General features: G+C 71.3%; 23 protein-coding genes. 18 read left to right on the top strand and 5 right to left on the bottom strand.

Going from position 1 to position 22,571, the window contains the following annotated elements; all coding sequences use genetic code 11:
- Nucleotides 1-20 precede the first annotated feature (20 nt).
- Nucleotides 21-569, top strand: coding sequence for a dihydrofolate reductase family protein (locus AC4D2O_RS15525; protein ID WP_490908245.1), 549 nt, complete (start codon nucleotides 21-23; stop codon nucleotides 567-569).
- Nucleotides 570-610: 41 nt separating this feature from the next.
- Here AC4D2O_RS15525 and AC4D2O_RS15520 read toward each other — a convergent pair whose 3' ends face one another.
- Nucleotides 611-2,167: an HNH endonuclease signature motif containing protein gene (locus AC4D2O_RS15520; RefSeq protein ID WP_490908244.1), complete on the bottom strand. Its 1,557-nt coding sequence runs from the start codon at nucleotides 2,165-2,167 to the stop codon at nucleotides 611-613.
- A gap of 102 nt (nucleotides 2,168-2,269) precedes the next feature.
- Here AC4D2O_RS15520 and dxr point away from each other — a divergent pair, with 102 nt between their 5' ends.
- The 9 genes from dxr (at nucleotide 2,270) to AC4D2O_RS15475 (ending at nucleotide 11,222) form a co-directional block, all read left to right on the top strand.
- The gene (gene dxr, locus AC4D2O_RS15515; RefSeq protein WP_490908243.1) at nucleotides 2,270-3,538 is read left to right on the top strand and encodes a 1-deoxy-D-xylulose-5-phosphate reductoisomerase; all 1,269 of its coding nucleotides are present in this window, start codon (nucleotides 2,270-2,272) and stop codon (nucleotides 3,536-3,538) included.
- Nucleotides 3,535-4,878, top strand: a complete 1,344-nt coding sequence (locus AC4D2O_RS15510; RefSeq protein WP_490908242.1) for a M50 family metallopeptidase — start codon at nucleotides 3,535-3,537, stop codon at nucleotides 4,876-4,878. Before dxr ends, AC4D2O_RS15510 begins: the two co-directional genes overlap by 4 nt.
- Before the next feature lie 39 nt (nucleotides 4,879-4,917).
- Complete coding sequence (locus AC4D2O_RS15505; protein ID WP_490908241.1) at nucleotides 4,918-5,526, top strand: MarR family transcriptional regulator; 609 nt, start codon at nucleotides 4,918-4,920, stop codon at nucleotides 5,524-5,526.
- Between the two features lie 72 nt (nucleotides 5,527-5,598).
- Nucleotides 5,599-6,039, top strand: a complete 441-nt coding sequence (locus AC4D2O_RS15500) for a hypothetical protein (protein WP_490908240.1) — start codon at nucleotides 5,599-5,601, stop codon at nucleotides 6,037-6,039.
- An 18-nt stretch (nucleotides 6,040-6,057) separates the two neighbouring features.
- Nucleotides 6,058-6,348, top strand: coding sequence for a YciI family protein (locus tag AC4D2O_RS15495; protein ID WP_490908239.1), 291 nt, complete (start codon nucleotides 6,058-6,060; stop codon nucleotides 6,346-6,348).
- 99 nt (nucleotides 6,349-6,447) lie between these two features.
- Nucleotides 6,448-7,614 carry a flavodoxin-dependent (E)-4-hydroxy-3-methylbut-2-enyl-diphosphate synthase gene (ispG, locus tag AC4D2O_RS15490; RefSeq protein ID WP_104179949.1) on the top strand — a complete coding sequence of 389 codons (1,167 nt, stop codon included), beginning with the start codon at nucleotides 6,448-6,450 and terminating at the stop codon, nucleotides 7,612-7,614.
- Entirely contained in the window at nucleotides 7,568-8,470 is a 903-nt protein-coding gene (locus tag AC4D2O_RS15485) for a GNAT family N-acetyltransferase (protein WP_490908238.1), read from the top strand. The genes ispG and AC4D2O_RS15485 overlap by 47 nt, the downstream gene beginning before the upstream one ends.
- 127 nt (nucleotides 8,471-8,597) lie before the next feature.
- Complete coding sequence (locus tag AC4D2O_RS15480) at nucleotides 8,598-10,397, top strand: proline--tRNA ligase (RefSeq protein WP_490908237.1); 1,800 nt, start codon at nucleotides 8,598-8,600, stop codon at nucleotides 10,395-10,397.
- 6 nt (nucleotides 10,398-10,403) lie between these two features.
- Nucleotides 10,404-11,222: a sulfite exporter TauE/SafE family protein gene (locus AC4D2O_RS15475; protein WP_490908236.1), complete on the top strand. Its 819-nt coding sequence runs from the start codon at nucleotides 10,404-10,406 to the stop codon at nucleotides 11,220-11,222.
- Here AC4D2O_RS15475 and AC4D2O_RS15470 read toward each other — a convergent pair.
- The 3 genes from AC4D2O_RS15470 to AC4D2O_RS15460 all read right to left on the bottom strand — a co-directional run bounded on the left by AC4D2O_RS15470 (nucleotide 11,208) and on the right by AC4D2O_RS15460 (nucleotide 13,668).
- Nucleotides 11,208-11,834, bottom strand: a complete 627-nt coding sequence (locus AC4D2O_RS15470) for an aminoglycoside phosphotransferase family protein (RefSeq protein WP_490908235.1) — start codon at nucleotides 11,832-11,834, stop codon at nucleotides 11,208-11,210. The two genes, AC4D2O_RS15475 and AC4D2O_RS15470, sit on opposite strands and share 15 nt — an antisense overlap.
- 126 nt (nucleotides 11,835-11,960) lie before the next feature.
- Complete coding sequence (locus tag AC4D2O_RS15465) at nucleotides 11,961-12,332, bottom strand: hypothetical protein (RefSeq protein ID WP_490908234.1); 372 nt, start codon at nucleotides 12,330-12,332, stop codon at nucleotides 11,961-11,963.
- Nucleotides 12,325-13,668: a DUF4439 domain-containing protein gene (locus tag AC4D2O_RS15460; protein ID WP_490908233.1), complete on the bottom strand. Its 1,344-nt coding sequence runs from the start codon at nucleotides 13,666-13,668 to the stop codon at nucleotides 12,325-12,327. The genes AC4D2O_RS15465 and AC4D2O_RS15460 overlap by 8 nt, the downstream gene beginning before the upstream one ends.
- Before the next feature lie 105 nt (nucleotides 13,669-13,773).
- Between AC4D2O_RS15460 and rimP the strand changes: the two genes are divergently transcribed.
- From rimP to rbfA, 5 genes are all read left to right on the top strand, one after another.
- Nucleotides 13,774-14,403, top strand: coding sequence for a ribosome maturation factor RimP (gene rimP, locus AC4D2O_RS15455; RefSeq protein WP_490908331.1), 630 nt, complete (start codon nucleotides 13,774-13,776; stop codon nucleotides 14,401-14,403).
- Nucleotides 14,404-14,413: 10 nt separating this feature from the next.
- Nucleotides 14,414-15,403: a transcription termination factor NusA gene (gene nusA / locus AC4D2O_RS15450; protein WP_490908232.1), complete on the top strand. Its 990-nt coding sequence runs from the start codon at nucleotides 14,414-14,416 to the stop codon at nucleotides 15,401-15,403.
- 35 nt (nucleotides 15,404-15,438) lie between these two features.
- Nucleotides 15,439-15,873: a YlxR family protein gene (locus AC4D2O_RS15445; protein WP_490908231.1), complete on the top strand. Its 435-nt coding sequence runs from the start codon at nucleotides 15,439-15,441 to the stop codon at nucleotides 15,871-15,873.
- A gap of 124 nt (nucleotides 15,874-15,997) precedes the next feature.
- Nucleotides 15,998-18,940: a translation initiation factor IF-2 gene (gene infB, locus AC4D2O_RS15440; protein ID WP_490908230.1), complete on the top strand. Its 2,943-nt coding sequence runs from the start codon at nucleotides 15,998-16,000 to the stop codon at nucleotides 18,938-18,940.
- A gap of 96 nt (nucleotides 18,941-19,036) precedes the next feature.
- Complete coding sequence (rbfA, locus tag AC4D2O_RS15435; protein WP_490908229.1) at nucleotides 19,037-19,474, top strand: 30S ribosome-binding factor RbfA; 438 nt, start codon at nucleotides 19,037-19,039, stop codon at nucleotides 19,472-19,474.
- Between the two features lie 81 nt (nucleotides 19,475-19,555).
- Here rbfA and AC4D2O_RS15430 read toward each other — a convergent pair whose 3' ends face one another.
- Nucleotides 19,556-20,728, bottom strand: a complete 1,173-nt coding sequence (locus AC4D2O_RS15430; RefSeq protein ID WP_490908228.1) for a pyridoxal phosphate-dependent aminotransferase — start codon at nucleotides 20,726-20,728, stop codon at nucleotides 19,556-19,558.
- A 90-nt stretch (nucleotides 20,729-20,818) separates the two neighbouring features.
- Between AC4D2O_RS15430 and truB the strand changes: the two genes are divergently transcribed.
- The 3 genes from truB to AC4D2O_RS15415 are packed head-to-tail and all read left to right on the top strand — an operon-like array spanning nucleotide 20,819 to nucleotide 22,547.
- On the top strand, nucleotides 20,819-21,721 hold the full coding sequence (truB, locus tag AC4D2O_RS15425; RefSeq protein ID WP_490908227.1) for a tRNA pseudouridine(55) synthase TruB: 903 nt from the start codon (nucleotides 20,819-20,821) through the stop codon (nucleotides 21,719-21,721).
- Between the two features lie 2 nt (nucleotides 21,722-21,723).
- Nucleotides 21,724-22,092 carry a hypothetical protein gene (locus tag AC4D2O_RS15420; protein ID WP_490908226.1) on the top strand — a complete coding sequence of 123 codons (369 nt, stop codon included), beginning with the start codon at nucleotides 21,724-21,726 and terminating at the stop codon, nucleotides 22,090-22,092.
- Nucleotides 22,089-22,547 carry a hypothetical protein gene (locus AC4D2O_RS15415; protein ID WP_490908225.1) on the top strand — a complete coding sequence of 153 codons (459 nt, stop codon included), beginning with the start codon at nucleotides 22,089-22,091 and terminating at the stop codon, nucleotides 22,545-22,547. Before AC4D2O_RS15420 ends, AC4D2O_RS15415 begins: the two co-directional genes overlap by 4 nt.
- Nucleotides 22,548-22,571 lie beyond the last annotated feature (24 nt).

Genomic DNA, 22,571 nt, shown 5'->3' with positions numbered 1-22,571 from the left:
GATTTCCGTACGCTGGGGCGATGCAGCCGCTGAGGTACTCCATCAACATCACCCTGGACGGGTGCTGCGACCACCGTGCGGCTGAGACGGACGAGGAGCTGCACCGGCACGCCGTGGAGAATCTCGAGCGGGCCGATGCCCTCCTGTTCGGCCGGGTGACCTACGGGATGATGGAGGCCGCGTTCCGCGGTCCGGCGCACGCGGGTGCAGGGCCCGCGTGGACCGAGCCCTTCGCACGGACGATCGATGCGGCGAAGAAGTACGTGGTGTCCAGCACGCTGGAGCGTGTCGACTGGAACGCCGAGCTGCTGCGCGGGGATCTTGCAGAGGCGGTGCTGGAGCTCAAGCGGGCACCGGGCAGGGGACTGTTCACGGGAGGGGTCACGCTCCCGCTGGCCCTGGCGGAGCTCGGCCTGATCGACGAGTACGAATTCGTGGTGCACCCCCGGATCGCAGGCCATGGCCCTACGCTCTTCACCGGCCTGTCGCAGCACCTGGACCTCCGCCTGATGGACCGGCAGGAGTTCGGCTCCGGCGCGGTAGCCCTGCGGTACGAGCCGAGAACCTAGCCGTTCGCAGGTTGTGCAGGCTGCGGCCGACCGGGTATCCGTCAGAAGGGCGGCAGTGCCTCGGCCCCGGGTTGCCCGTTCGCGCCCGGTCCGATGCCGACACCCTGCAGTATCCGGGCCGTCGCGGACGTACCCGGCTCGCCGGGCGGCGGCTCCGGCGGCGTGGTGTAGGTACGGCCGCCCGGCGACAGCCAGGTCAGGCCACCGCCGGGATCGGGGCTCGGCGTCCACTCCGTCCGGTGCTTGAGCATGTGGTGTCGTTTGCAGGCGGGGAAGAGGTTGTCCGGGCCGGTCGCTCCGTCGTCGGCCCAGGCGAGCAGGTGATCGAGGTCGCAGCGACTGGCGGGCCGTGAGCATCCGTAGAAGCCGCAGGTGCTGTTCCGGAGCTCGATCCAGGTCCTGAGGTCCTCGCTCGGGCGGTACCGGGTCCTGTCCAGGCCGAGGACAGCGCCGGTGAAGGGGTGGGTGAGCAGGCGCAACCACGAGGTGGCGCCTGCGGCCAGCGTTCGGGCGGCATCGGCCGGGATGGGACCGTAGCCCTCCAGCTCGGCCGGCTCGTCGGTGAGTCCCATGAGCGAGAACACCGGAACCGTGACGACGATCTTCGCCGCGGCGGACCGTGGGCACCGGCCCTGCCCGGTCTCGGAGCTGCTGCTTCCGCAACGGCAGCTCGCGCCGCAGCCGGGAACCGTTCCGGTGCTTCCTCGGGTGCATCCGCCGGTGCCGAGCAGCAGGTCCGCCAGGACATCGGCCCGCAACTGGGGCAGCGTCCGCGGATCGTCCGCGGCGCGGAGATTCCGGGCAGCGGCGTCCACCGTGGTGTGGAGGGCGAGTGCCTGCTCCGCCGGGAGGTAGGCGTTCAGCCACGCCATCCCGTCCTGATCCGGCTCGAACACGACACGCCGGTCCGAGGCAGCTCTCACCCTCCGGGCGGTCAGCGTCTCCGGATGCAGCTTCTCCCTCAGCCGCCGGCACCGCGCCGTCAGCTTCGGCCGGTTCAGCTCGCCCGCCGTCTCGAGGATCTCCGCCTCGAAGGCGTGCACGGCCTCGCCGGGAAGGGTGCGGGACTGCTCCACGATGACCGACGCCCGCGCCGGGCAGATCCCGCCGGTCTCGAGGGCCTTCAGGGTGCTCGTCCGCTCACGCGTCAGGGTCAGCGACTCCGAGACGAGCCGCGCGGCTGCGCCTTCGGACAGCTTCAGGAGTGCCGCGGTCTCCACGACCGTCTCCGTGAACGCGAGGGACGACCGGTCCGACCAGGTCCGGTGCCCGCGATCGCTGAACATGTGGACCTTCGCGACCAACCGCGCCCGCTGGGCGGCCGCCCAGGACGCAAGGCGCTCGGCCGCGCGCAGCAGCTCGAGCGTGTCGTCGAGGCGGGAGGGAGCGGCGATCATCGGCGCGTCCTGCAGGCGGGCCACCAGTCCGGACGGCGACGCCTCCTCGATGAGCGCTCGCCGATAGCTGTCGGTCCCTGCGTCCTCGGTGCCCAGGTCCTCCAGTGGACCGAGGATCTCGTCGACCGCATCCGCGGGCCATCCCCAGGTCGCCTCGTCGTAGGCGTCCTCGAGGGCCAGCAGCGCCGATCCGGTGGACATACCCCATTCCATCACCCGGCACCGACACTATCGGTGCTCCTCAGAGGGCTGGAAGGGGCCGCCGAGGGCGTGCCGGCCCCTACTCTGCGGGATACTGGGGCCATGGATTTCAGCAACCCCACCCGGGAGCACCGGCGCGTCTCCATCCTCGGCTCCACCGGCTCGATCGGCACGCAGGCGCTCGACGTCATCGCCGCGGCGCCGGACCGCTTCAGCGTCGCCGGCCTCAGCGCGGGCGGGCGGAACCTGGACCTCCTCGCGCGCCAGGCCGTCACCGTCCGCGCGCCCGCCGTCGGTGTCGCCTCCGCCACGGAGGCCGAGCTCGAGCACGCCATCGGAGCCGCCGCCGACGCCGCCGGTGTCTCGGGCTACGCGCCGCAGCTCTTCGCCGGTGCTGATGCCGCGGCGCGCGTCGCCGCCTGGCCCGACGCCGACGTCGTCCTCAATGGCATCACCGGGTCCATCGGGCTCGAGCCGACCCTCGCCGCGCTCGCCGCCGGGCACCTGCTCGCGCTCGCCAACAAGGAGTCGCTGATCGCCGGGGGAGCCCTCGTGCGGGCAGCAGCCGCGCCGGGACAGCTGGTGCCGGTCGACTCGGAGCACTCGGCGATCGCCCAGGCCCTGCGCGGGGGGACGGCGGACGAGGTGGACCGTCTCGTCCTCACCGCCTCGGGCGGGCCCTTCCGCGGCCTGACGCGCTCCCAGCTGCGCCACGTCACCCCGGCCCAGGCCGTCGCCCACCCCACCTGGGACATGGGCCGCGTCATCAGCACCAACTCCGCGTCCATGGTCAACAAGGCCCTCGAGGTCATCGAGGCCCATCTGCTCTTCGACATCCCGCTGGAGCGCATCGACGTCGTCGTCCACCCGCAGTCCGTGATCCACTCGATGGTCCAGTTCGTCGACGGCTCCACGTTGGCGCAGGCCTCGCCACCGGACATGCGCCTCCCGATAGCCCTCGGCATGGGCTGGCCGTTCCGGGTGCCGGGATCGGCCAAGGCGTGCAACTGGAGCCGCCCCGCCGAGTGGAACTTCGAACCCCTGGACGAGGAGGCGTTCCCCGCGATCACCCTCGCGAAGCGGGCCGCCGCCGAGGGAGGCACGCGCATGGCCGTGTTCAACGCGGCGAACGAGGAGGCCGTGGAGGCCTTTCACAGGGGAGCCATAGGTTTTCCTGACATCGTGGACACGGTCTCCGCCGTCGTCGACGACCAGCGCGCGCTGGACGCCGCCGGCGGGGCACACCTCACCCTCGCTGCAGTCCTCGAGGCCGAGCGCTGGGCACGCACGAGTGCCCGGGCCCGTTGTGGCCTCGGGGAGTCGCTGCCCGGAACGGCAGCGGCATCGGAGATCCAGAAGGAAAAGCTGTGACTGTTCTGTTGTTCATCGTCGGGGTGCTCGTCGTCGTCGTCGGGATCGCCGCCTCGATCGCCCTGCACGAGGTGGGACACCTCGTGCCCGCGAAGCTGTTCCGGGTCCGCGTCACGCAGTACATGGTGGGCTTCGGGCCCACCGTCTGGTCGCGTCGCCGCGGCGAGACCGAGTACGGGCTCAAGGCGATCCCTGCCGGGGGATACGTCTCGATGGTGGGCATGTTCCCGCCCGCCGCGACCGGCGACGCCGCCGTGCGCCAGTCCAGCACCGGCGTCTTCCAGCAGCTCACCAACGACGCACGGCAGGCCGCGGCGGAGCAGCTGCAGCCGGGCGACGAGGACCGTGTCTTCTACAAGCTGCCCATCTGGAAGCGCATCATCATCATGGTGGGCGGTCCGCTGATGAACCTCCTGATCGGCACGGTGCTGTTCGCCGTCCTGCTCATGGGCTTCGGCACCGCCCAGCCCACCACCACGATCGCCTCCGTCTCCGAGTGCGTGGTCCCCGCGAGCCAGCAGGCCGAGACCGGACAGACGGAGTGCGGCGCGGACGATCCCGCCGCGCCGGCGTACGAAGCGGGCCTCCTGCCCGGCGACCGCGTGGTCGCCTTCGACGGCCGGGACGTCACGGGTTGGGATGAGCTCTCCGGCTGGATCAGGGAAGCAGCCGGACGTGAGGTCGCCATCAGCTACGTGCGCGACGGCGAGACCATCGACTCCACCATCACCCCGCTGCTCACCGAGCGGCCGGTCGCCACCGCGGACGGCACGGCCGAGGTCGACGACGAGGGCACCACCGTCACCCAGGAGGTGGGCTTCATCGGCGTCGGATCGACGCAGGAGCTCGTGCCGCAGCCCGCGGGCGCCGTGCTTCCCGCCGTCGGCGACTCGCTGGCCCGCGTGGCCGGGGTGGTCCTGAACCTCCCGCAGCGCGTCGTCGAGGTGGGGCAGGCGGCCTTCTCGGACGCACCGCGCGATCCCGAGGGGCCCATCAGCGTGGTGGGCGTCGGCCGGATCGCGGGGGAGATCTCCGCGATGGAGGAGATCCCCGTGGAGTCCCGCGCCGCGACACTGATCGGACTGGTGGCCGGCGTGAACCTGGCGCTGTTCGTGTTCAACCTCATCCCGCTTCTCCCGCTCGACGGCGGCCACGTCGCGGGGGCGCTCTGGGAGGGCCTGCGGCGCACCGTGGCCCGTTTGTTCGGGCGTCCGGACCCCGGGCCGTTCGACATGGCCAGGCTCCTGCCGCTCACCTACGCCGTCGCGATCCTGCTGATGGGCATGGGCGTGCTGCTGATCTACGCCGACATCGTGAAGCCGGTCGATCTGTTCGGCTGATCGGTTGTAATTCGGATTTCAACCTCATACGGTTGATGAATGTTCGTCCTCACGATCGACCAGGCCGGCAGCCGCAGCACGGCGGACCGCATTCCGGACCTGCTGGACCTCCTCGCCCCGATTCCCGCCGCCCTGCCCTGGGAGCGCTCGGTCGGGGACGAGGCGCAGGGCGTCCTGACCCACGCCGGTGACGTCGTCGACGCCGTCCTGCTCTGCCTGCGCTCCGGCGGCTGGTACGTCGGCATCGGCATCGGAGGCGTGGAGGAGCCCTTCCCGCGCTCCCCGCGCGAGGCCCGCGGGTCCGCCTTCGTGGCCGCCCGGCGCGCCGTCGAGCGCGCCAAGAAGACGGGGGAGCGGGCACCACTGGCTGTCGAGGCACCCGACGGCGGAGCCCGTGCGGCGGCGGAGGCGGAGGGCGTGCTCGCGCTGCTCGGCCGGCACGTCCTCGGACGCTCGGAGGCGGAGTGGCGCATCCTCGATCTCCTGCAGCCCGGTGAGCGTGGTACCCAGACGGCCGTCGCCCGCACGCTCGGCATCAGCCCGCAGGCCGTGAGCAAGGCCGCCGCGCGGGCCGCCTGGCACGAGGAACACGCCGTCCGGCCCGCGGCGGCGCGGCTGCTGGCCTGGGCCGATGCAGGTGCCGCGTAGGCCACGGGCGTCTGCCTGGGGGTGCCGTGGGGTAGACATGGAGCAGAGACCGGGAGATCAGGAGGAGGTCAGGTGGACGCACTGTGGATCGTGGCGGCGCTGGTGGTGGCGGGCGGCGTCGGCCTGCCCGTGACCATGCTCGTGCTGCGCCTCGCACGCTCCGTGGACACCGCGGAACGGCGCCGGGAGGAACTGCCCGAGCCCGCGGATCAGCCGCAGCTCGACCTCCCCGAACCGCCCGCCCAGCCCCCGCAGGCGCCCGTGGACGCCCTGCCGCCCGGGGTGCTCCGGGGCGGACTCGTCATCGGCGTGCTCGAGCGCCTCGCGGTGACCGTCGCCATCCTGGGCGGCCAGCCGGTCGCCATCGCCTACGTGGTGGCCGTCAAGGCCCTCGGCCGTTACGCCGAGCTGAAGGAGACGCCGGCCGCGTCGGAGCGCTTCATCATCGGCACCCTGACCTCCATGCTGTGGGCCGCGGGTGTCGCGACCCTCGTCAAGGTGTACCTGCTGTGACTCACGTAGGGTGATTCCATGAGCATCTTCGCCGTCGAGTACGTGTACAACCCCGACCACGACGACCTGCGCGCACAGCACCGACCCGCACACCGGCAGTGGCTCGAGGAGCTCGTCGGCCAGGGCCGTGTCCTCGCGTCCGGGCCCTTCGCCGACGGCAGCGGAGCACTCCTGCTGTTCACCTCGGAGAACGAGTCGGACCTCAGCCGGCTGGTCGGCCAGGACCCCTTCGCCGTCGCGGGAGCGATCTCGGCGGTGAAGACCACCGAATGGAAACCCATCATCGGGGCATTCCGCGACCACGTGTGACGTGCATCGCCACCGCGCCCCGGACCGCCGGGGCGGGTGGATAATGAAAAAAACGAACTCGTCAGACGCGCGGTCAAGGCCGCCAGCATGGAGGAACCATTGACCTCGGTCAACCTAGGAATGCCCGCAGCGCCGCCGCCGGTCCTCGCGCCCCGGCGCAAGACCCGCCAGATCAAGGTCGGCTCGGTGGGCGTCGGGTCGGACTCGCCGATCAGCATCCAGTCGATGACCACGACGCCGACCACGGACATCAACGCGACGCTCCAGCAGATCGCCGAGTTGACGGCCACCGGCTGCGACATCGTCCGGGTGGCCTGCCCCTCGGCCGATGACGCCGCGGCCCTGCCGATCATCGCGAGGAAGTCGCAGATCCCGGTCATCGCCGACATCCACTTCCAGCCGAAGTACGTGTTCGCGGCGATCGACGCCGGGTGCGCCGCTGTCCGCGTGAACCCGGGCAACATCCGCAAGTTCGACGACCAGGTCAAGCAGATCGCCGATGCGGCGAAGGCCGCCGGCACCTCGATCCGCATCGGCGTCAACGCCGGCTCCCTCGACCCGCGCCTCATGCAGAAGTACGGCAAGGCCACCCCCGAGGCACTCGTCGAGTCCGCGGTCTGGGAGGCGTCCCTCTTCGAGGAGCACGACTTCCACGACTTCAAGATCTCCGTGAAGCACAACGACCCGGTGATCATGGTGCGTGCCTACGAGCTCCTGGCCGAGCGCGGCGACTGGCCCCTGCACCTCGGGGTCACGGAGGCCGGGCCCGCCTTCCAGGGCACCATCAAGTCCGCCACGGCCTTCGGCGCCCTGCTCTCCAAGGGCATCGGCGACACCATCCGCGTGTCCCTCTCCGCCCCGCCGGTCGAGGAGATCAAGGTGGGCAACCAGATCCTGCAGTCGCTCAACCTCCGCCCCCGCAAGCTCGAGATCGTCTCCTGCCCCTCCTGCGGCAGGGCCCAGGTCGATGTCTACACCCTCGCCGAGGAGGTCACCGCCGGCCTCGAGGGCATGGAGGTACCGCTGCGGGTGGCCGTCATGGGCTGCGTCGTCAACGGGCCGGGCGAGGCACGCGAGGCCGATCTCGGCGTCGCCTCCGGCAACGGCAAGGGCCAGATCTTCGTGCGCGGCGAGGTCATCAAGACCGTGCCCGAGGACCAGATCGTGGAGACGCTCATCGAGGAAGCCATGCGGCTCGCAGAGGAAATGGGTGAGTCCGATGGCGAAACTGCTGGCCAGGGTGGCCCCATGGTTACCGTCAGCTAGGTCGCAGCCCGACCCCGAGGGACCCTGGTCCTTCCGCGTGCTCGGCGAGGAGGACACCCGGGACCTCTGGACCATCGTCGACGACGATCCCGTGGCCAACGTGTTCGTCGCCTCCCACCTCGAGTCGATGGGCAGCGCCGCGCCGTCCTTCTCGGGCGGGGAGATCATCGGCATGTTCCGCCACCACGAGCTGCGCGCCGCCTGCTGGGCGGGCGTGAACCTCGTGCCGGTCGGGGTGACGGACGAGACCGGCGCCATCTTCGGCGACCACCTCGGGCGCTCCGGGCGTTCCTTCTCATCGATCTTCGGCCTCTCCGCGGGCGTGATGGATCTGTGGTCCACCTTCGAGGACTACAGCGCCGAACCGTTCGACGTCCGCCCCACGCAGCCGCTCATGGCCATCGACGCGGACCCCCTCATCGCTCCGGCGAACGATCTCCGCTTCACACGGCCCGAGGAGCTCGACCGGCTGCTGCCCGCGTGCGCGGCCATGTTCGAGGAGGAGGTGGGCTACTCGCCGTTCATCGGCGGGTCGGAACACTACCGCCGCCGCGTCGCCTCGCTCATCGGCCGCAAGCACTCCCTGGCAGCCTTCGACGACGCCGGCCAGGTGATCTTCAAGGCCGAGCTCGGCACGGTGTCCTCCCAGGTCGTGCAGGTGCAGGGCGTCTGGATGAACCCGGATCATCGCGGCAGGGGACTGAGCGCCGCGTACATGGCGGGCGTCGTCGCGGCCGCCCGCGCCCTCGCGCCCACGGTGAGCCTCTACGTCAACTCCTACAACGCCCGCGCCATCGCCGCGTACAAGCGCGTGGGGTTCGAACAGGTGGACACCTTCGCGACCATCCTCTTCTGAGGACCCGGGCGGCCGGGCACGGCGGCGCCGACCCGCTAGATTGGTACCTGTTGTCTCCCGCCGGACGGCGGGAGCGTGAACGGCAGCGCACGATCCCGGTGCGCGATAGAAACGAACGGACACCCGCGTGGTCTTACGACTCTCGACCCTTTTCCTCCGCACCCTGCGGGAAGATCCAGCCGACGCCGAAGTCGCGAGCCACCGCCTGCTGGTGCGTGCCGGCTACATCCGGCGTGCGGCGCCCGGCATCTACAGCTGGCTGCCGCTGGGACTGAAGGTCCTCGCCCGGGTCGAGGCGATCATCCGCGAGGAGATGGAGGCCATCGGCGCCCAGGAGGTCCACTTCCCCGCGCTGCTGCCCAAGGAGCCCTACGAGGCGACGAACCGGTGGACCGAGTACGGCGACGGCATCTTCCGCCTCAAGGACCGCAAGGGCGCCGACTACCTCCTCGCGCCCACGCACGAGGAGATGTTCACGCTGCTCGTGAAGGACCTGTACACCTCGTACAAGGACCTGCCCGTGAGCCTGTTCCAGATCCAGACCAAGTACCGCGACGAGGCACGGCCCCGCGCGGGCCTGCTCCGCGGCCGCGAGTTCATCATGAAGGACTCCTACTCCTTCGACATCGACGACGAGGGCCTCGAGGCGAGCTACCAGCTGCACCGCGGCGCCTACCTGCGCATCTTCGAGCGCCTCGGACTCGAGGTGGTCCCCGTGACCGCGACCGCCGGTGCCATGGGCGGCTCGAAGAGCGAGGAGTTCCTCCACCCGACGCCCATCGGTGAGGACACCTTCGTGCGCTCCGCGGGCGGCTACACCGCCAACGTGGAGGCCGTCACCACCGTGGTGCCCGACGCCGTCGACTTCACCGGTGCGCCCGCAGCGGAGGTCCGCGACACCCCGGACACCCCGACCATCGACACCCTCGTGGACCACGCGAACGCCGCAGCGGCGCGGGCCGACCGCGCGTGGACCGCCGCGGACACGCTCAAGAACGTCGTCCTCGCGGCCGTGCTGCCCACCGGCGAGCGCGAGATCGTCGTCGTCGGCGTACCCGGGGACCGCACCGTGGACCTCAAGCGCATCGAGGCGAACATCGCCGGCCACCTCGAGACGGGCGGCGAAGTGGCCGTGGAGGCCGCCGGCGAGGAGGACCTCAGGAAGCACCCGGGCCTCGTCAAGGGCTACATCGGCCCGGGGCTCGCGCTCGACGCCCCCGTCCTCGGCCTCGAGGGCTCCACCGGCCTGCGCTACCTCGTGGACCCCCGCGTGGTCAGCGGCACCTCGTGGATCACGGGCGCCAACGAGCAGGGCCGGCACGTCTTCGGCCTCGTGGCCGGTCGGGACTTCAGCTGGGACGGGATCGTCGAGGCCGTCGAGGTGCGCGAGGGCGACGAGGCACCCGACGGATCAGGACCGCTCATCGCCGCCCGCGGCATCGAGATGGGCCACATCTTCCAGCTCGGCCGCAAGTACGCGGACGCTCTCGGGCTCAAGGTCCTGGACCGGAACGGCAAGCTCGCCACGGTGACCATGGGCTCGTACGGCGTCGGCGTGACCCGCGCCATCGCGGCCCTCGCCGAATCGAACCACGACGATGCGGGCATCATCTGGCCCCGCAACGTCGCACCCGCCGACGTGCATATCGTCGCGACCGGCAAGGGCGCCGAGGTGTTCGAGGCGGCCGAGAAGCTCGCCGGCGATCTGGAGGCGGCCGGACTGACCGTGCTCTACGACGACCGCCCCAAGGTCTCCCCGGGCGTCAAGTTCGGCGACGCCGAGCTCATCGGCGTGCCCACCATCGTCGTCGTCGGCCGCGGGCTCGCGGACGGCCTGCTCGAGGTCAAGGACCGCCGGACGGGCGAGGCGCAGGACGTCGCCGTGGACGAGGCCGTCGCGCTGCTGCGCGAACTCACCGCGCACTAGGCCTCGGTGGTGTCCGGGCTCGAGGAACTGCACCTCGCCACGATCCTGCTGGTCCTCGTCGCGGGGTTCGCCGCCGGCTGGGTGGACGCGGTCGTCGGGGGAGGAGGGCTGCTGCAGCTGCCCGCCCTCCTCCTCGTGCCCGGCATCGCGCCCGTGGAGGCCCTCGCAACCAACAAGCTGGGGTCCATCTTCGGCACGACGACGAGCGCCGTCACGTACTACCGCCGCGCCCACCCGGATCTTCGCACCGCCCTGCCCATGGCGGGGATCGCCCTCGTGGGGAGCTTCGGCGGCGCGATCCTCGCCGCCTCCCTGCCGTCGTCGGTGTTCAAGCCGATCATCGTGGTGGCGCTCATCGCCGTCGCGGTGTTCACGGCCCTCAGGCCCTCGGTGGGGACGCTCACGCAGCTGCGCCACCAGGGGGCACGGCACTACGGGACGGCCGGCGCGATCGGCCTCGTGATCGGCTTCTACGACGGGCTGATCGGCCCCGGCACCGGGTCCTTCCTCATCATCGCGATGGTCACGCTGCTCGGGTACGACTTCCTCGGCGCCAGCGCGAAGGCGAAGATCGTGAACATGGCCACCAACTTCGGGGCGCTCATGTTCTTCCTCCCCAACGGGTCCATCCTCTGGGGACTCGGACTGCTGCTCGGCGTTGCGAACATGGCCGGCGGCTACACCGGATCCCGCATGGCCATCAGCCAGGGGAGCAGGTTCATCCGCGTGGTGTTCCTCGCCGTCGTCGGGGCGCTGATCCTCAAGCTCGGCTACGACGTGTGGGTGGAGAACGTCAGGCCGATGCTCGGGCTACAGGGCGGGTAGACCGCTGACCGGCGGCAGCCCGTCCAGCGTCCGCCCCAGGACCGAGCTCGCCACCCAGAGCGAGCGCTGCGCGTCCCCGGCCAGGCCCTGCCCGAGGTAGAACAGCGCGTTCCGCACCTCCCGGACCACCGTCCAGCCGTGGGCCAGCTCCGCATCCAGCCCCGCGGCGACGGCCAGGGCGGTGCCGTGCGCCCGGAGGTGCCCGGCGGGATCACCCGCGTCGAGCTCGTCGAGGCGGTTCCACAGCATCGGGGCCACCGCGTACTCCGCGTCCCCGAGCACCGGTTTCGGATCGATCGCCGTGAAGTGCAGCAGCTGCCCGGGCGACGACGGCAGCAGGTTCGCGTAGTGCAGATCGGCATGCACGAGCACGTCGTGGTCGGACCTCCTGCCCACGGCACCGCGCGACTGGCACACCTCGAGGGCGGACTCCATGAGCCACCGCGGGAACGGCTCCCCGAGCTCGTCCCACCTTGTGGGCAGCGTATCCGTCCACTCCTCGGCCGCGGCGGCCAGGTGCGGGATGGCCGCCCACGCGGCGCAGTCGCCGGGCCGTATCGACAGCTGCCGCACCACGGCACCCCACGGGCCGGGTGTCGCGTCGAGGGGCACGTCGTGCAGCGACGAGTCGCCGTCGAGGCGTTCGAGCAGCAGCGCGAAGTCCGGGCGCGACGACGCCAGCAGCCGGACAGCGCCCGTCCCGTCCCACAGCGCCAGGGCGTCGGGTTCCGGGAGGGCCTAGTCGTGCGGGACGGTGAGCTTGAGGACGCACCGCCGCGTCCGGCCGCCGGTGTGCCGCACCACCGGGACGACGACGGCGCACCGGCCCGCCCAGACGGGCTGCCCGGGCGCGAGGTCCAGGTCGAGGTCCCAGGCGGCGAGCCGGTCGGCCAGCAGTCCGCGCCAGTCCCGCAGCCACCGGGCGCCACCGGTGATCGTCCGTGCGCTGCCCACGAGGCGCGGCGGCAGATCGGGAATCACCCGCCGGGTGTCGGCAGAGCGTGCAGAGTCCCGTGTGTCGGCTGTGTCGGCTGTGTCGTCTGTATCGGCCGTGTCGCTGACCGGCGGCCGGTCGTGCCCCTCCGGCATCATGCCCGCTCCGCTAGCCATCGGCCGGCTCCTCCGGTGCCGTGGCGCCGGCTGCACCGTCCTCCAGCCCGGGGAAGGCTCCGAGGGGTGCCCCGGCGTCGAGACTGCGCTGCGCGGCCGCGTTGAAGGAGACGACGGCCCATGCCCGGGCATCGGGCCCGACCGCAGGGATCAGCCCCGCGTACAGCCCGGCATGCTCCTGCTCGAGGTGGCGCAGGGCCGCTGCCGGATCCTTGCGGAAGTCGGGCCCGATCGCGAAACCGGCCGGTGCCGGGGCGGCCGGGGCGCACAGGTCCTCGAGACGTCGTGCGGCATCGTCGGCGGCCGCCCCGTGCAGCGACGCCCGGGCGAGCAGGGCCGGCGGGTCGGGAAGCAGCGCCGCGGCGACCTCGTACCCGAAGCGTGCCTGGTCCTCCGCGGTCTTCGCACTGAGCAGTGCCTTCCGGTCGGCCTCCGGCCCGCGCGGCGTCCCGGCGCAGTCATCGGGACCGGACGGACCGGACGGATCGGACGGATCGGACGGAGCGGCGCCTGGACCGGATGGACCGGCGCCTGGATCGGACGGGGCCGAGGGGGTTGCTGCGGCCGGGGCCACGGCGGCGAACAGTCCCGTCGAGCCGGCCAGGTCCCCGGTCGGGACGGCATCGGCGGACGGCAGGCCGGCATCGGCTCCGAGGAGCGCACCGAGCAGTACCGCGTGCCGCCACTGGTTGGCTCCTGCCGACGCCAGGACGCGGGCCGGACCGGGCTCGGCGCCCACCGCGTCGCTCAGGCTGTGCAGGGCACTGTCGCGGAGGAGGGCGAGCACGCCTGCCGCGTCGGCCGGTGCGGGAGCGGGGACCGCCGGATCGGACGGCCCGGACGGCCTGGAGGAATCGGAGAGATCGGACGGCTCGGCAGGGTCGGCAGGATCGGACGGCTCGGACGGCTCGGACGGCTCGGCAGGGTCGGCAGGCTCGGCAGGGTCGGTTGCGCCGGCCGCGGCGTCCGGTGACGGGGATCCTGGCGACGGCTCCTCGATGGAGCGCGGCAGGGCGACCGCGTCGGCCTGCGCCGCGAGATCGTCGGCGGCGGCCACCAGGGCATCGGCGAGCGCCGGGTCGGCCGCCGCGGCCTCCCGGGCATCCTCGGCCAGTGCACGGTACCGCCCCTCGGCGTCGAGCTGCGCCCGCTCGGCGGCGGAGTAGACCGGCGCCTGCGGCTCGTCGGGAGTCACGCCCACGCCGACGCCGACCACGAGGAGGACCACGAGGAAGAGGCCGACGAGCCTCGCAGCACCCCGGGCCCATCGCCCGGCAGCGGAGGTCGTCGTGCCGTCACGCCCTTGCTGTACGCCCGTATCCGCCTGCCTGCTCACAATTTCCGATGATCCCACGGCGGTCCGCGTTTCACCCGGCCATACACCCGGCGTCGCGGAATGTCGGTACTCTTGGGAGACAACATCATCGAGTGGGAGGCAGCTATGGCGGTCCGGTCCGGGAACGAAAAACATGCCTCGACCCGCAAGTCCGCCCCGGAGGCGGAACTGCAGGTTGAAGCACAGCGCCTGCGGACCAGGCTGCAGCCCGTCGTGGAGGAGCACAACCTCTACCTCGAGGACGTCGAGGTGAAGGTCGCCGGCTCGCACCGCACGGTCCACGTGGTCGTCGACCTGCCCGAGGACGCGACGGGGAGCGTGGGACTCGATGTGATCTCCGCCATCTCCTCGGACCTGTCCGAGGCCATGGACAGCGACCCCGAGGACGACGACCGCCCGTACAACCTCGAGATCTCCTCGCCCGGCGTATCACGCCCCCTCACGGAGCCGCGGCACTGGCGCCGCAACGTGGGTCGCATGGTCGAGGTCAAGCCGGTGACCGGCGACGTCGTCGTCGGGCGCCTTCAGGACGTCACCGCCGCGGGGATCCGGCTGATCCCCCAGCTGCCGGTCAAGAAGGGCATGAAGCCCAAACAGGGCGATCCACTCGCCCTCGAGTTTTCCAGGATCCGCAAGGGGACCGTTCAGGTCGAATTCGCGCATCTTGAGGATGAACACCACGATGACAGCGAGGGTGCCGAACCGGATGAGTCCGGCGCCGTGCACCCCGCGTAAGGAGACCCGCATGGACATTGATATGAGCGCACTGAGGCTGCTCGAGCGCGAACGCGAGATCCCGCTGGACAAGCTGATCCCCACGATCGAGCAGGCACTGCTCATCGCGTACCACCGCACGCCCGGCGCCCACGAGACGGCGCGGGCCGAACTGGACCGCCGCAACGGCCACGTCACCATCTGGGCCACGGAGAAGGACGACGACGGCGAGGCCGTCGGCGAGTTCGACGACACCCCCGGCGGGTTCGGCCGGATCGCGGCGAGCACAGCGCGCCAGATCATCCTGCAGCGCCTGCGCGACGCCGAGGACGAGAACATCCTCGGGGAGTTCCGCGGCAAGGAGGGCGAACTCGTCGCCGGCATGATCCAGCAGGGCACCAACCCGCACATGGTCCAGGTGAACCTGGGCTCGGTCGAAGCCGTGCTGCCGCCCCCCGAGCAGGTCCCGGGGGAGAAGTACCTGCACGGCACGAGGCTGCGCGCGTTCGTCGTCGACGTGCACCGCGGCATGAAGGGTCCCTCGATCACGCTGTCCCGCTCGCACCCTGGGCTCGTGCGGAAGCTCTTCGAACTCGAGGTCCCCGAGATCGCCGACAGGACGGTCGAGATCGTGGCCCTCGCCCGCGAGGCCGGCCACCGCACGAAGATCGCGGTCAAGGCGAACGTGCCCGGCGTCAACGCCAAGGGTGCGTGCATCGGCGAGATGGGCACGCGTGTCCGCGCCGTCATGAACGAGCTGAACGACGAGAAGATCGACATCGTCGACTACAACGACGACGCCGCCTCCTTCATCGCCAGCTCGCTCTCGCCGTCGCGCGTGACGTCGGTGACCATCACGGACGAGACCACGCGGTCCGCGCGCGTCGTCGTGCCCGACTACCAGCTCTCGCTCGCGATCGGCAAGGAGGGCCAGAACGCGCGCCTCGCCGCGAAGCTCACCGGCTGGCGGATCGACATCGTCTCCGACGCCGCCAAGCCCGCCCAGGCGGCCAAGGCGTAGCAGCCCGGTCTGTCGACGGGGCCGGAAGGGGTAGAATGGACGTGACTGCTGTGGAGTCGTGCCCGGAAGACTCTGTCCATCGAGGAAGTATCGGTGAGCGAGAGTCCGGGCAGCACCCGGAAGGCCACCATCCGCTACGCACCTGCGTGGGATGCCGCCGGCGGGACCGCCAGTCGAACGTGATGCGGGTTGTCGCACAACCGATCGACGGGATCAAGGTCGCCGTGATCGACGAGCGGCGCCGGCTATCCGGACGGGGCGCCTGGCTGCACCCCGACCCGGCATGCTTGGAAACGGCCGTCAAGCGGAAAGCCTTTCACAGGGCCTTCCGCGGGCCGGTGGACACTGCCCTGTTGGCAGCGGGCTTCCAGGCATCCCTGGAGCGTCGAGACATGCGCTCCGATTCATCACCGTCCTCCCTGAAAGCGGGTCAGTACCCTCATGGAAACCCGATGAGTACCCAGCGATGAGTGCGCAACGATGACCTTTTCGTTGCGCTCTGCAATCGATCGTCCAGGCGCCCCGGTGGCTGGGATCAGCAGTAGGAAATAGACGGTTCGTGCCTGGCTCGGTGCGGACCGAGACAGGAGAAATGTGGCCAAGGTCCGCGTACACGAGCTCGCGAAAGAGCTCGGTATCACCTCGAAAGACGCAGTAGCTAAACTGCAGGAACTGGGCGAATTCGTCCGTTCAGCCTCATCCACCATCGAGGCCCCCGTCGTGAAGAAGCTTCGCGGCGCATACCCCGGCGCCGGCGGCACCAAGCCCGCCGCCGCTCCCGCACCCTCACGCCCCGCGGCTCCCGCGCCGTCGGGCCCCAAGCCGGGCGCTGCCCAGGCAGTCCCCGAGGCACCCGCCCCGGCCGCGCCCGCAGCACCCACCCCGGCCGCAGCTGCGGCCGCTCTGGCCGCTCCGCAAGCATCCCCGTTCTCGAACGGTTCCGCTCCGGCGGAGACGCCTGCTCCGGCAGCTGCCGAGGACACCCCCGCTCCTGCCCAGCAGGAGACCCAGGGCGGTCCGACGCCGGGAGTGCGCCCTGCGCCCCGCCCGGCGACCCCGCCCGCCGCACCCGCAGCAGGTACCCGGCCCTCGGGTGCCCGTCCCGGTGGCGCACCCCGCCCCGGCAACAACCCCTTCGCCCCCTCGCAGGGCATGGGGTCACGCCGCGGCGACACCGACCGTGGAGCGGACCGGACCTCGGAGCGTCCTCCGCGTCCGGGTAACAACCCCTTCGCGCCGTCGCAGGGCATGCCCCGCCCCGGTCGTCGTGACGACGCCGGAGCCGGTGGCCCCCGCCCGGCCGCAGGTGCCGGTGGACCCCGTCCCGCCGCTGGTGCGGGCGGACCCCGTCCGGCGGCAGGCGCCGGTGGACCCCGCCCGGGTGCACCGCGCCCCGGCGCTCCCCGTCCCGGTGCCCCCGGCTCGCGTCCCACACCCGGGATGATGCCGAACCGCACCGAGCGCCCCGCTGCCCCCGGCCGCGGAGCCCCCGGTGCAGGTGCAGGCGCCGGTCCGCGCCGCGGACCCGGCGGAGCACCGAACAGCCCCAGCGGCGCACCCGCGGGCGGCGGCTTCGGCAAGGGCACCCGCGGACGCGGCGGCACTGCCGGCGCCTTCGGCAAGGGTGGAGCCGGCCGCGGCAAGCAGCGCAAGTCGAAGCGCGCGAAGCGGCAGGAACTGGAGCAGATGTCGGCTCCTTCGCTGGGCGGCGTGAGCGTACCCCGCGGAGACGGCAACACCATCGTCCGCCTGCGCCGCGGCTCGTCCATCACGGACTTCGCCGACAAGATCGAGGCGAACCCCGCCGCACTGGTCACCGTGCTGTTCCACCTCGGTGAGATGGCCACGGCGACCCAGTCGCTGGACGAGGAGACCTTCGAGGTGCTCGGGACCGAGCTGGGCTACAAGATCCAGGTCGTCTCGCCCGAGGACGAGGAGCGCGAGCTCCTCAGCAGCTTCGACATCGACTTCGATGCCGAGCTGGCAGCCGAGGGCGACGAGGAACTCGAGGTCCGTCCGCCGGTCGTCACGGTCATGGGCCACGTCGACCACGGTAAGACGCGACTGCTCGATGCGATCCGCAACACCAAGGTCGTCGAGGGCGAGCACGGTGGCATCACCCAGCACATCGGTGCCTACCAGATCCAGCACGTCCACGAGGACAGCACGCGCGCCATCACCTTCATCGACACCCCGGGCCACGAGGCGTTCACCGCCATGCGTGCCCGCGGCGCGAAGGTCACGGACATCGCGGTGCTCGTCGTCGCCGCGGATGACGGCGTCATGCCGCAGACCGTGGAGGCGCTGAACCACGCCCAGGCGGCCAACGTGCCGATCGTCGTGGCCGTGAACAAGATGGACAAGGAAGGCGCGAACCCCGACAAGGTCAAGGGCCAGCTCACCGAGTACGGCCTGGTCCCCGAGGAATACGGTGGCGACACCATGTTCGTCCACGTGTCCGCGCTCCAGGGCATGGGCATCGACGAGCTCCTCGAGGCCGTCCTGCTCACCGCGGACGCCGCGCTGGACATGCGGGCCAACCCGAACAAGGACGCCCGCGGTATCGCGATCGAGGCGAACCTCGACCGCGGTCGCGGTGCGGTGGCCACGGTGCTCGTGCAGTCCGGAACGCTGCGCGTCGGCGACACGATCGTCGCCGGTACGGCCCACGGCCGTGTACGTGCGATGTTCGACGAGAACGGCGACGTCGTCACCACGGCGGGACCGTCGCGTCCCGTGCAGGTGCTCGGCCTGTCCAACGTGCCCCGTGCAGGTGACACGTTCTTCGTCACCGACGACGAGCGCACCGGACGCCAGATCGCCGAGAAGCGTGAAGCGGCGGACCGCAACGCGGCCCTCGCCAAGCGCCGCAAGCGCATCAGCCTCGAGGACTTCGACCAGGCCGTCGCCGAGGGCAAGGTCGACACCCTCAACCTCATCCTCAAGGGTGACGTGTCGGGTGCCGTCGAGGCCCTGGAGGACTCGCTGCTCAAGATCGACGTCGGAGAAGGCGTGCAGCTGCGCGTCATCCACCGCGGTGTCGGTGCCATCACGCAGAACGACGTCAACCTGGCCACGGTCGACAACGCGATCATCATCGGCTTCAACGTCAAGCCGGCGGAGCGCGTCGCGGACCTCGCCGAGCGTGAAGGCGTTGACATGCGCTTCTACTCGGTGATCTACGCGGCGATCGACGACATCGAGCTCGCCCTCAAGGGCATGCTCAAGCCGGAGTACGAGGAGGTGCAGCTCGGAACCGCAGAGGTCCGCGAGGTGTTCCGTTCCTCGAAGTTCGGCAACATCGCCGGTTCGATCGTCCGGTCGGGCATCATCCGCCGCAACACGAGGGCACGTGTGCTCCGCGACGGCAAGGTCATCGGGGACAACCTCTCCGTGGACTCGCTCAAGCGGTTCAAGGACGACGCCACCGAGGTCCGTACGGACTTCGAGTGCGGTATCGGCCTCGGGTCGTTCAACGACGTCAAGGAAGGCGACACCATCGAGACCTTCGAGATGCGGGAGAAGCCCCGCGTCTAGCACCTCGGTCGGCGCAGGCGTCCCGGTTCTCCGGGGCGCCTGCGTCATTCGTCCCGGGCCCGGAAGGGTCCCCCCATTCCAGTAGGAGTATCAGCAATGGCAGATCCGGCCCGCGCCGCGCGGCTCGCGCAGCGCATCAAAGTCATCGTCGCCGAGGCGCTCCGGCGCCGCGTGAAGGACCCGCGGCTGGAGGCGGTCACCATCACGGATGCCCGCGTGACCAACGATCTCCAGCACGCCACCCTGTACTACACGGTGCTGGGCGACGCGGAGGAGCAGCAGGCCACCCGCATGGCGCTCGAGTCCGCGCGCGGCGTGCTGCGCTCGGAGGTCGGCAAGAACATCACCGCGCGCCTGACGCCGACGCTCGAGTTCATCCCCGACGAGGTGCCGGTCAACGCCAGCCACCTCGAGGAACTGCTGCAGAAGGCCCGCGAGCGCGACGCCGAAGTGGCGGCCATCGCCCAGGGCGCCGACTTCGCGGGAGACGCGGACCCGTACCGTACGTCGGAGGACGACGAGGCGGGACGCTAGTCCGCCCGCGCGACCACCGTGCAGAAAGGCAGCCAGCCCCTCGGGTCGGCTGCCTTTCGCATTCCCTGGCCGGGCGCGGGGTCAGGAGGGGGAGGGGAGCCGCGAGAGCCCCTCGACGAGCTCGTCCGTCCTGCCGCAGAGCGCGATCCTGACCCACCCCTCTCCCATGGCGCCGAACGCCGTGCCGGGGGCCACCGCGACCCCCCGCTCGGCCAGGAAGCGGCGGGTCCAGCCGCGGACGTCGCCGCCCGTCGCGTGGGACAGATCCGCCCACAGGTAGAACGCCCCGCGCGCGTCGAGATAGCCGATGCCCAGGGCGTCGAGGACGGCCGTCGCCGCGTCCCGGTTGTGCCGGTAGTGCTCCAGGGCCGTGGACACGTAGTCCTGCGGCCCGGTGATCGCGGCGAGGGCCGCGTACTGCGACGACGCCGCCACGCAGGAGACCGTGGCCTCCATGATGTTGCTGAGCAGCTGCTCCATGCCCGGCGGGGTGACGAGCGCGCCGATGCGCAGCCCGGTCAGGCCGTAGGTCTTGGACAGCGTCAGGGAGGTGACCACCCGCGCCTCGCGCGCCTCCGGCACGGCCTCCGGGCCGCCGGCGTCGAACCGCGCGGGGCTGACGTGCGGCACGTCGTAGGTGAAGGCCTCGTAGCACTCGTCCGAGATGATCCACAGATCGTTCCGGTGCGCGAAGCGGACGAGCTCCCGCGTGAGGTCGTGGTCGAACACCGAGCCGAGCGGGTTCGACGGCGAATTCAGCATGAGCACGCGGGTCCGCGAGGTGACGAGCCGCTGCAGGTCCTCGATGCGGGGCTGGAAGCCGTGGTGCGGCACGAGAGGGTAGGGCACGGGGATGCCGCCCAGCAGGCCCACCGTCATGGTGAACGTGGGGTAGCCCGGGTCCGGGATCAGGACCTCGTCGCCCGACCCGATGAGGGTGCTGAGGGCCAGGTGCAGACCCTGCTGCGCGCCGGCGACGACGAAGACGCGGGAGGGGTCCTCCTCCACGCCGGACAGGCGCGAGAACCGCCCGGCGAAAGCGGCCCTCACCGGGGCGAGGCCCGCGTTGGGCGTGTAGTTCGTGTCGTCGCGGTCGAGCGCAGCCATGCCCGCTTCGAGCACGTGCCGCGCCACGGGGAACCCGGGTTCGCCGATGCTGAGGACGATGGAGTCCGGCGTAGCCCACGCCAGCTGCGTGATCTCGCGGATCTGGTTGACCGGGACGTTGACCACACGGGACGGAGCGGAAGGCATAGGCAGGATCGTATCGCGCACCCCGGGCACCGGCGTCGGGGGCGCGGGACCGCGCAGCCGCGGACCATACAGGCCCATATACTGGGAGGCGTGAATTCCGGGCAGGTCCACTCAGGGCTGATCATCGTGGACAAGCCTCAGGGCTGGACCAGTCATGACGTCGTGGGCCGCCTCCGCCGGCTCGCCGGGACCCGGAAGGTGGGGCACGCCGGGACCCTCGATCCGATGGCCACCGGCGTCCTCGTGATCGGAATCAACCGTGCCACCCGCCTGCTCACCTTCATCGTGGGCACGTCGAAGACGTACACCGCCACCATCCGCCTCGGCCAGTCGACCCTCACGGACGACGCCGAGGGCGAGGTCACGGGCGGCAGCATCGCCGCCGCCGTCACCGAGGAGGACATCCGCGCCGCGGTGGCCGCCCTCACGGGCGACATCCAGCAGGTACCGAGCAGCGTGAGCGCCATCAAGGTCAAGGGGGAGAGGTCCTACGCCAGGGTGCGTGCCGGCGAGGACGTGGACCTCCCAGCACGCCCCGTGACCGTCCACCGCTTCGACATCCACGCCACCCGCAGGGTCAGCAACGGACGCCTGCAGGACCTCGACGTCACCGTCGAATGCAGTTCCGGCACCTACATCCGCGCCCTCGGCCGTGACCTGGGGGACGCGCTCGGCGTCGGCGGTCACCTGACGGCCCTCCGCCGCACGAAGGTCGGCCCGTACTCGATCGAGCAGGCCCGCACGCTGGACGAGCTCGCGCAGGACCTGGAGATCCTCCCGCTCGACGACGCCGGTCGCGCGCTGTTCCCGGTCCGGGAGCTGACGGACGCCGAGGCCGCCGACGTCTCCCACGGCCGGCGGATCGGGCCCAACAGCGAGCCCGACGTACCCGTCGCCGCGTTCGCCCCGGACGGCACCCTCGTGGCGCTGCTGGAGAACCGCGGCGGGGCTGCCCGGACCGCGCTCGTGTTCGCGCCGGGCGGGCAGGACTAGCCGTGGATCCCTTCCTCCTCGTCGGGTCGCTGGTGTGCGTCCTGGCCGCCCTCCTGTGCATCGGCGCCGCCCTGCTGCGGCAGCCCCCGAACGACATCACCATCCTGTCCGTCGCGGCCGTCGAACTCTTCCTGCTGGCCTACACGGTCGGCGCGGTGATCCGGCAGGCCACGGGAGACCCCGTGCTGGGGGAGGCCTGGGAGTTCTGGGGCTATCTCCTCACGGCGCTCCTGGTGCCGGTCGGGGCGTTCTGGTGGGCGATCCTCGAGAAGACGCGGTGGAGCAATTTCGTGCTCGCGGCGGCGGGGCTGACGGTGTTCGTCATGCTCTTCCGCATGGAGCAGATCTGGGACGGGGTGGCGGGACTGTGACGAAGCAGGGACAGCGGCCGGACGGCGCGGCGGACCGCGCCGCTGATGTCGGGGGGACGAGCCGCGCCGGCGGGCCGGGGCGGCTCCTGGTCGCCGTGTACGGGGTGTTCGCCCTCGCGGCGACGGCCCGCGCGGCCTTCCAGATCGCGACGAAGTTCGGCGAGGCTCCGCTCGCGTACCTGCTCTCGGCGGTCGCGGCCGTGGTGTACATCGTCGCGACGGTGTCCCTCGCCCGGCCGGGCACGCGCGCCTACCGGGTGTCGGTCGTGGCCGTGACCACCGAGCTCGTGGGCGTGGTCACCGTGGGACTCCTCAGCGTGTTCGACGCCGAGGCCTTCCCCCACGAGACGGTCTGGTCGGCCTTCGGCCGGGGCTACGGCTTCGTGCCCCTCATCCTGCCGATCCTCGGACTCGCCTGGCTGCGTCGGAACCGGCCGGGCCGCGCCACCGCCTGACCGGACGGAGCAGCACGACGCTGC

The organism is Arthrobacter sp. TJ-238 (assembly GCF_058269215.1).
This window is presented reverse-complemented; position numbering and strand designations above follow the sequence as displayed.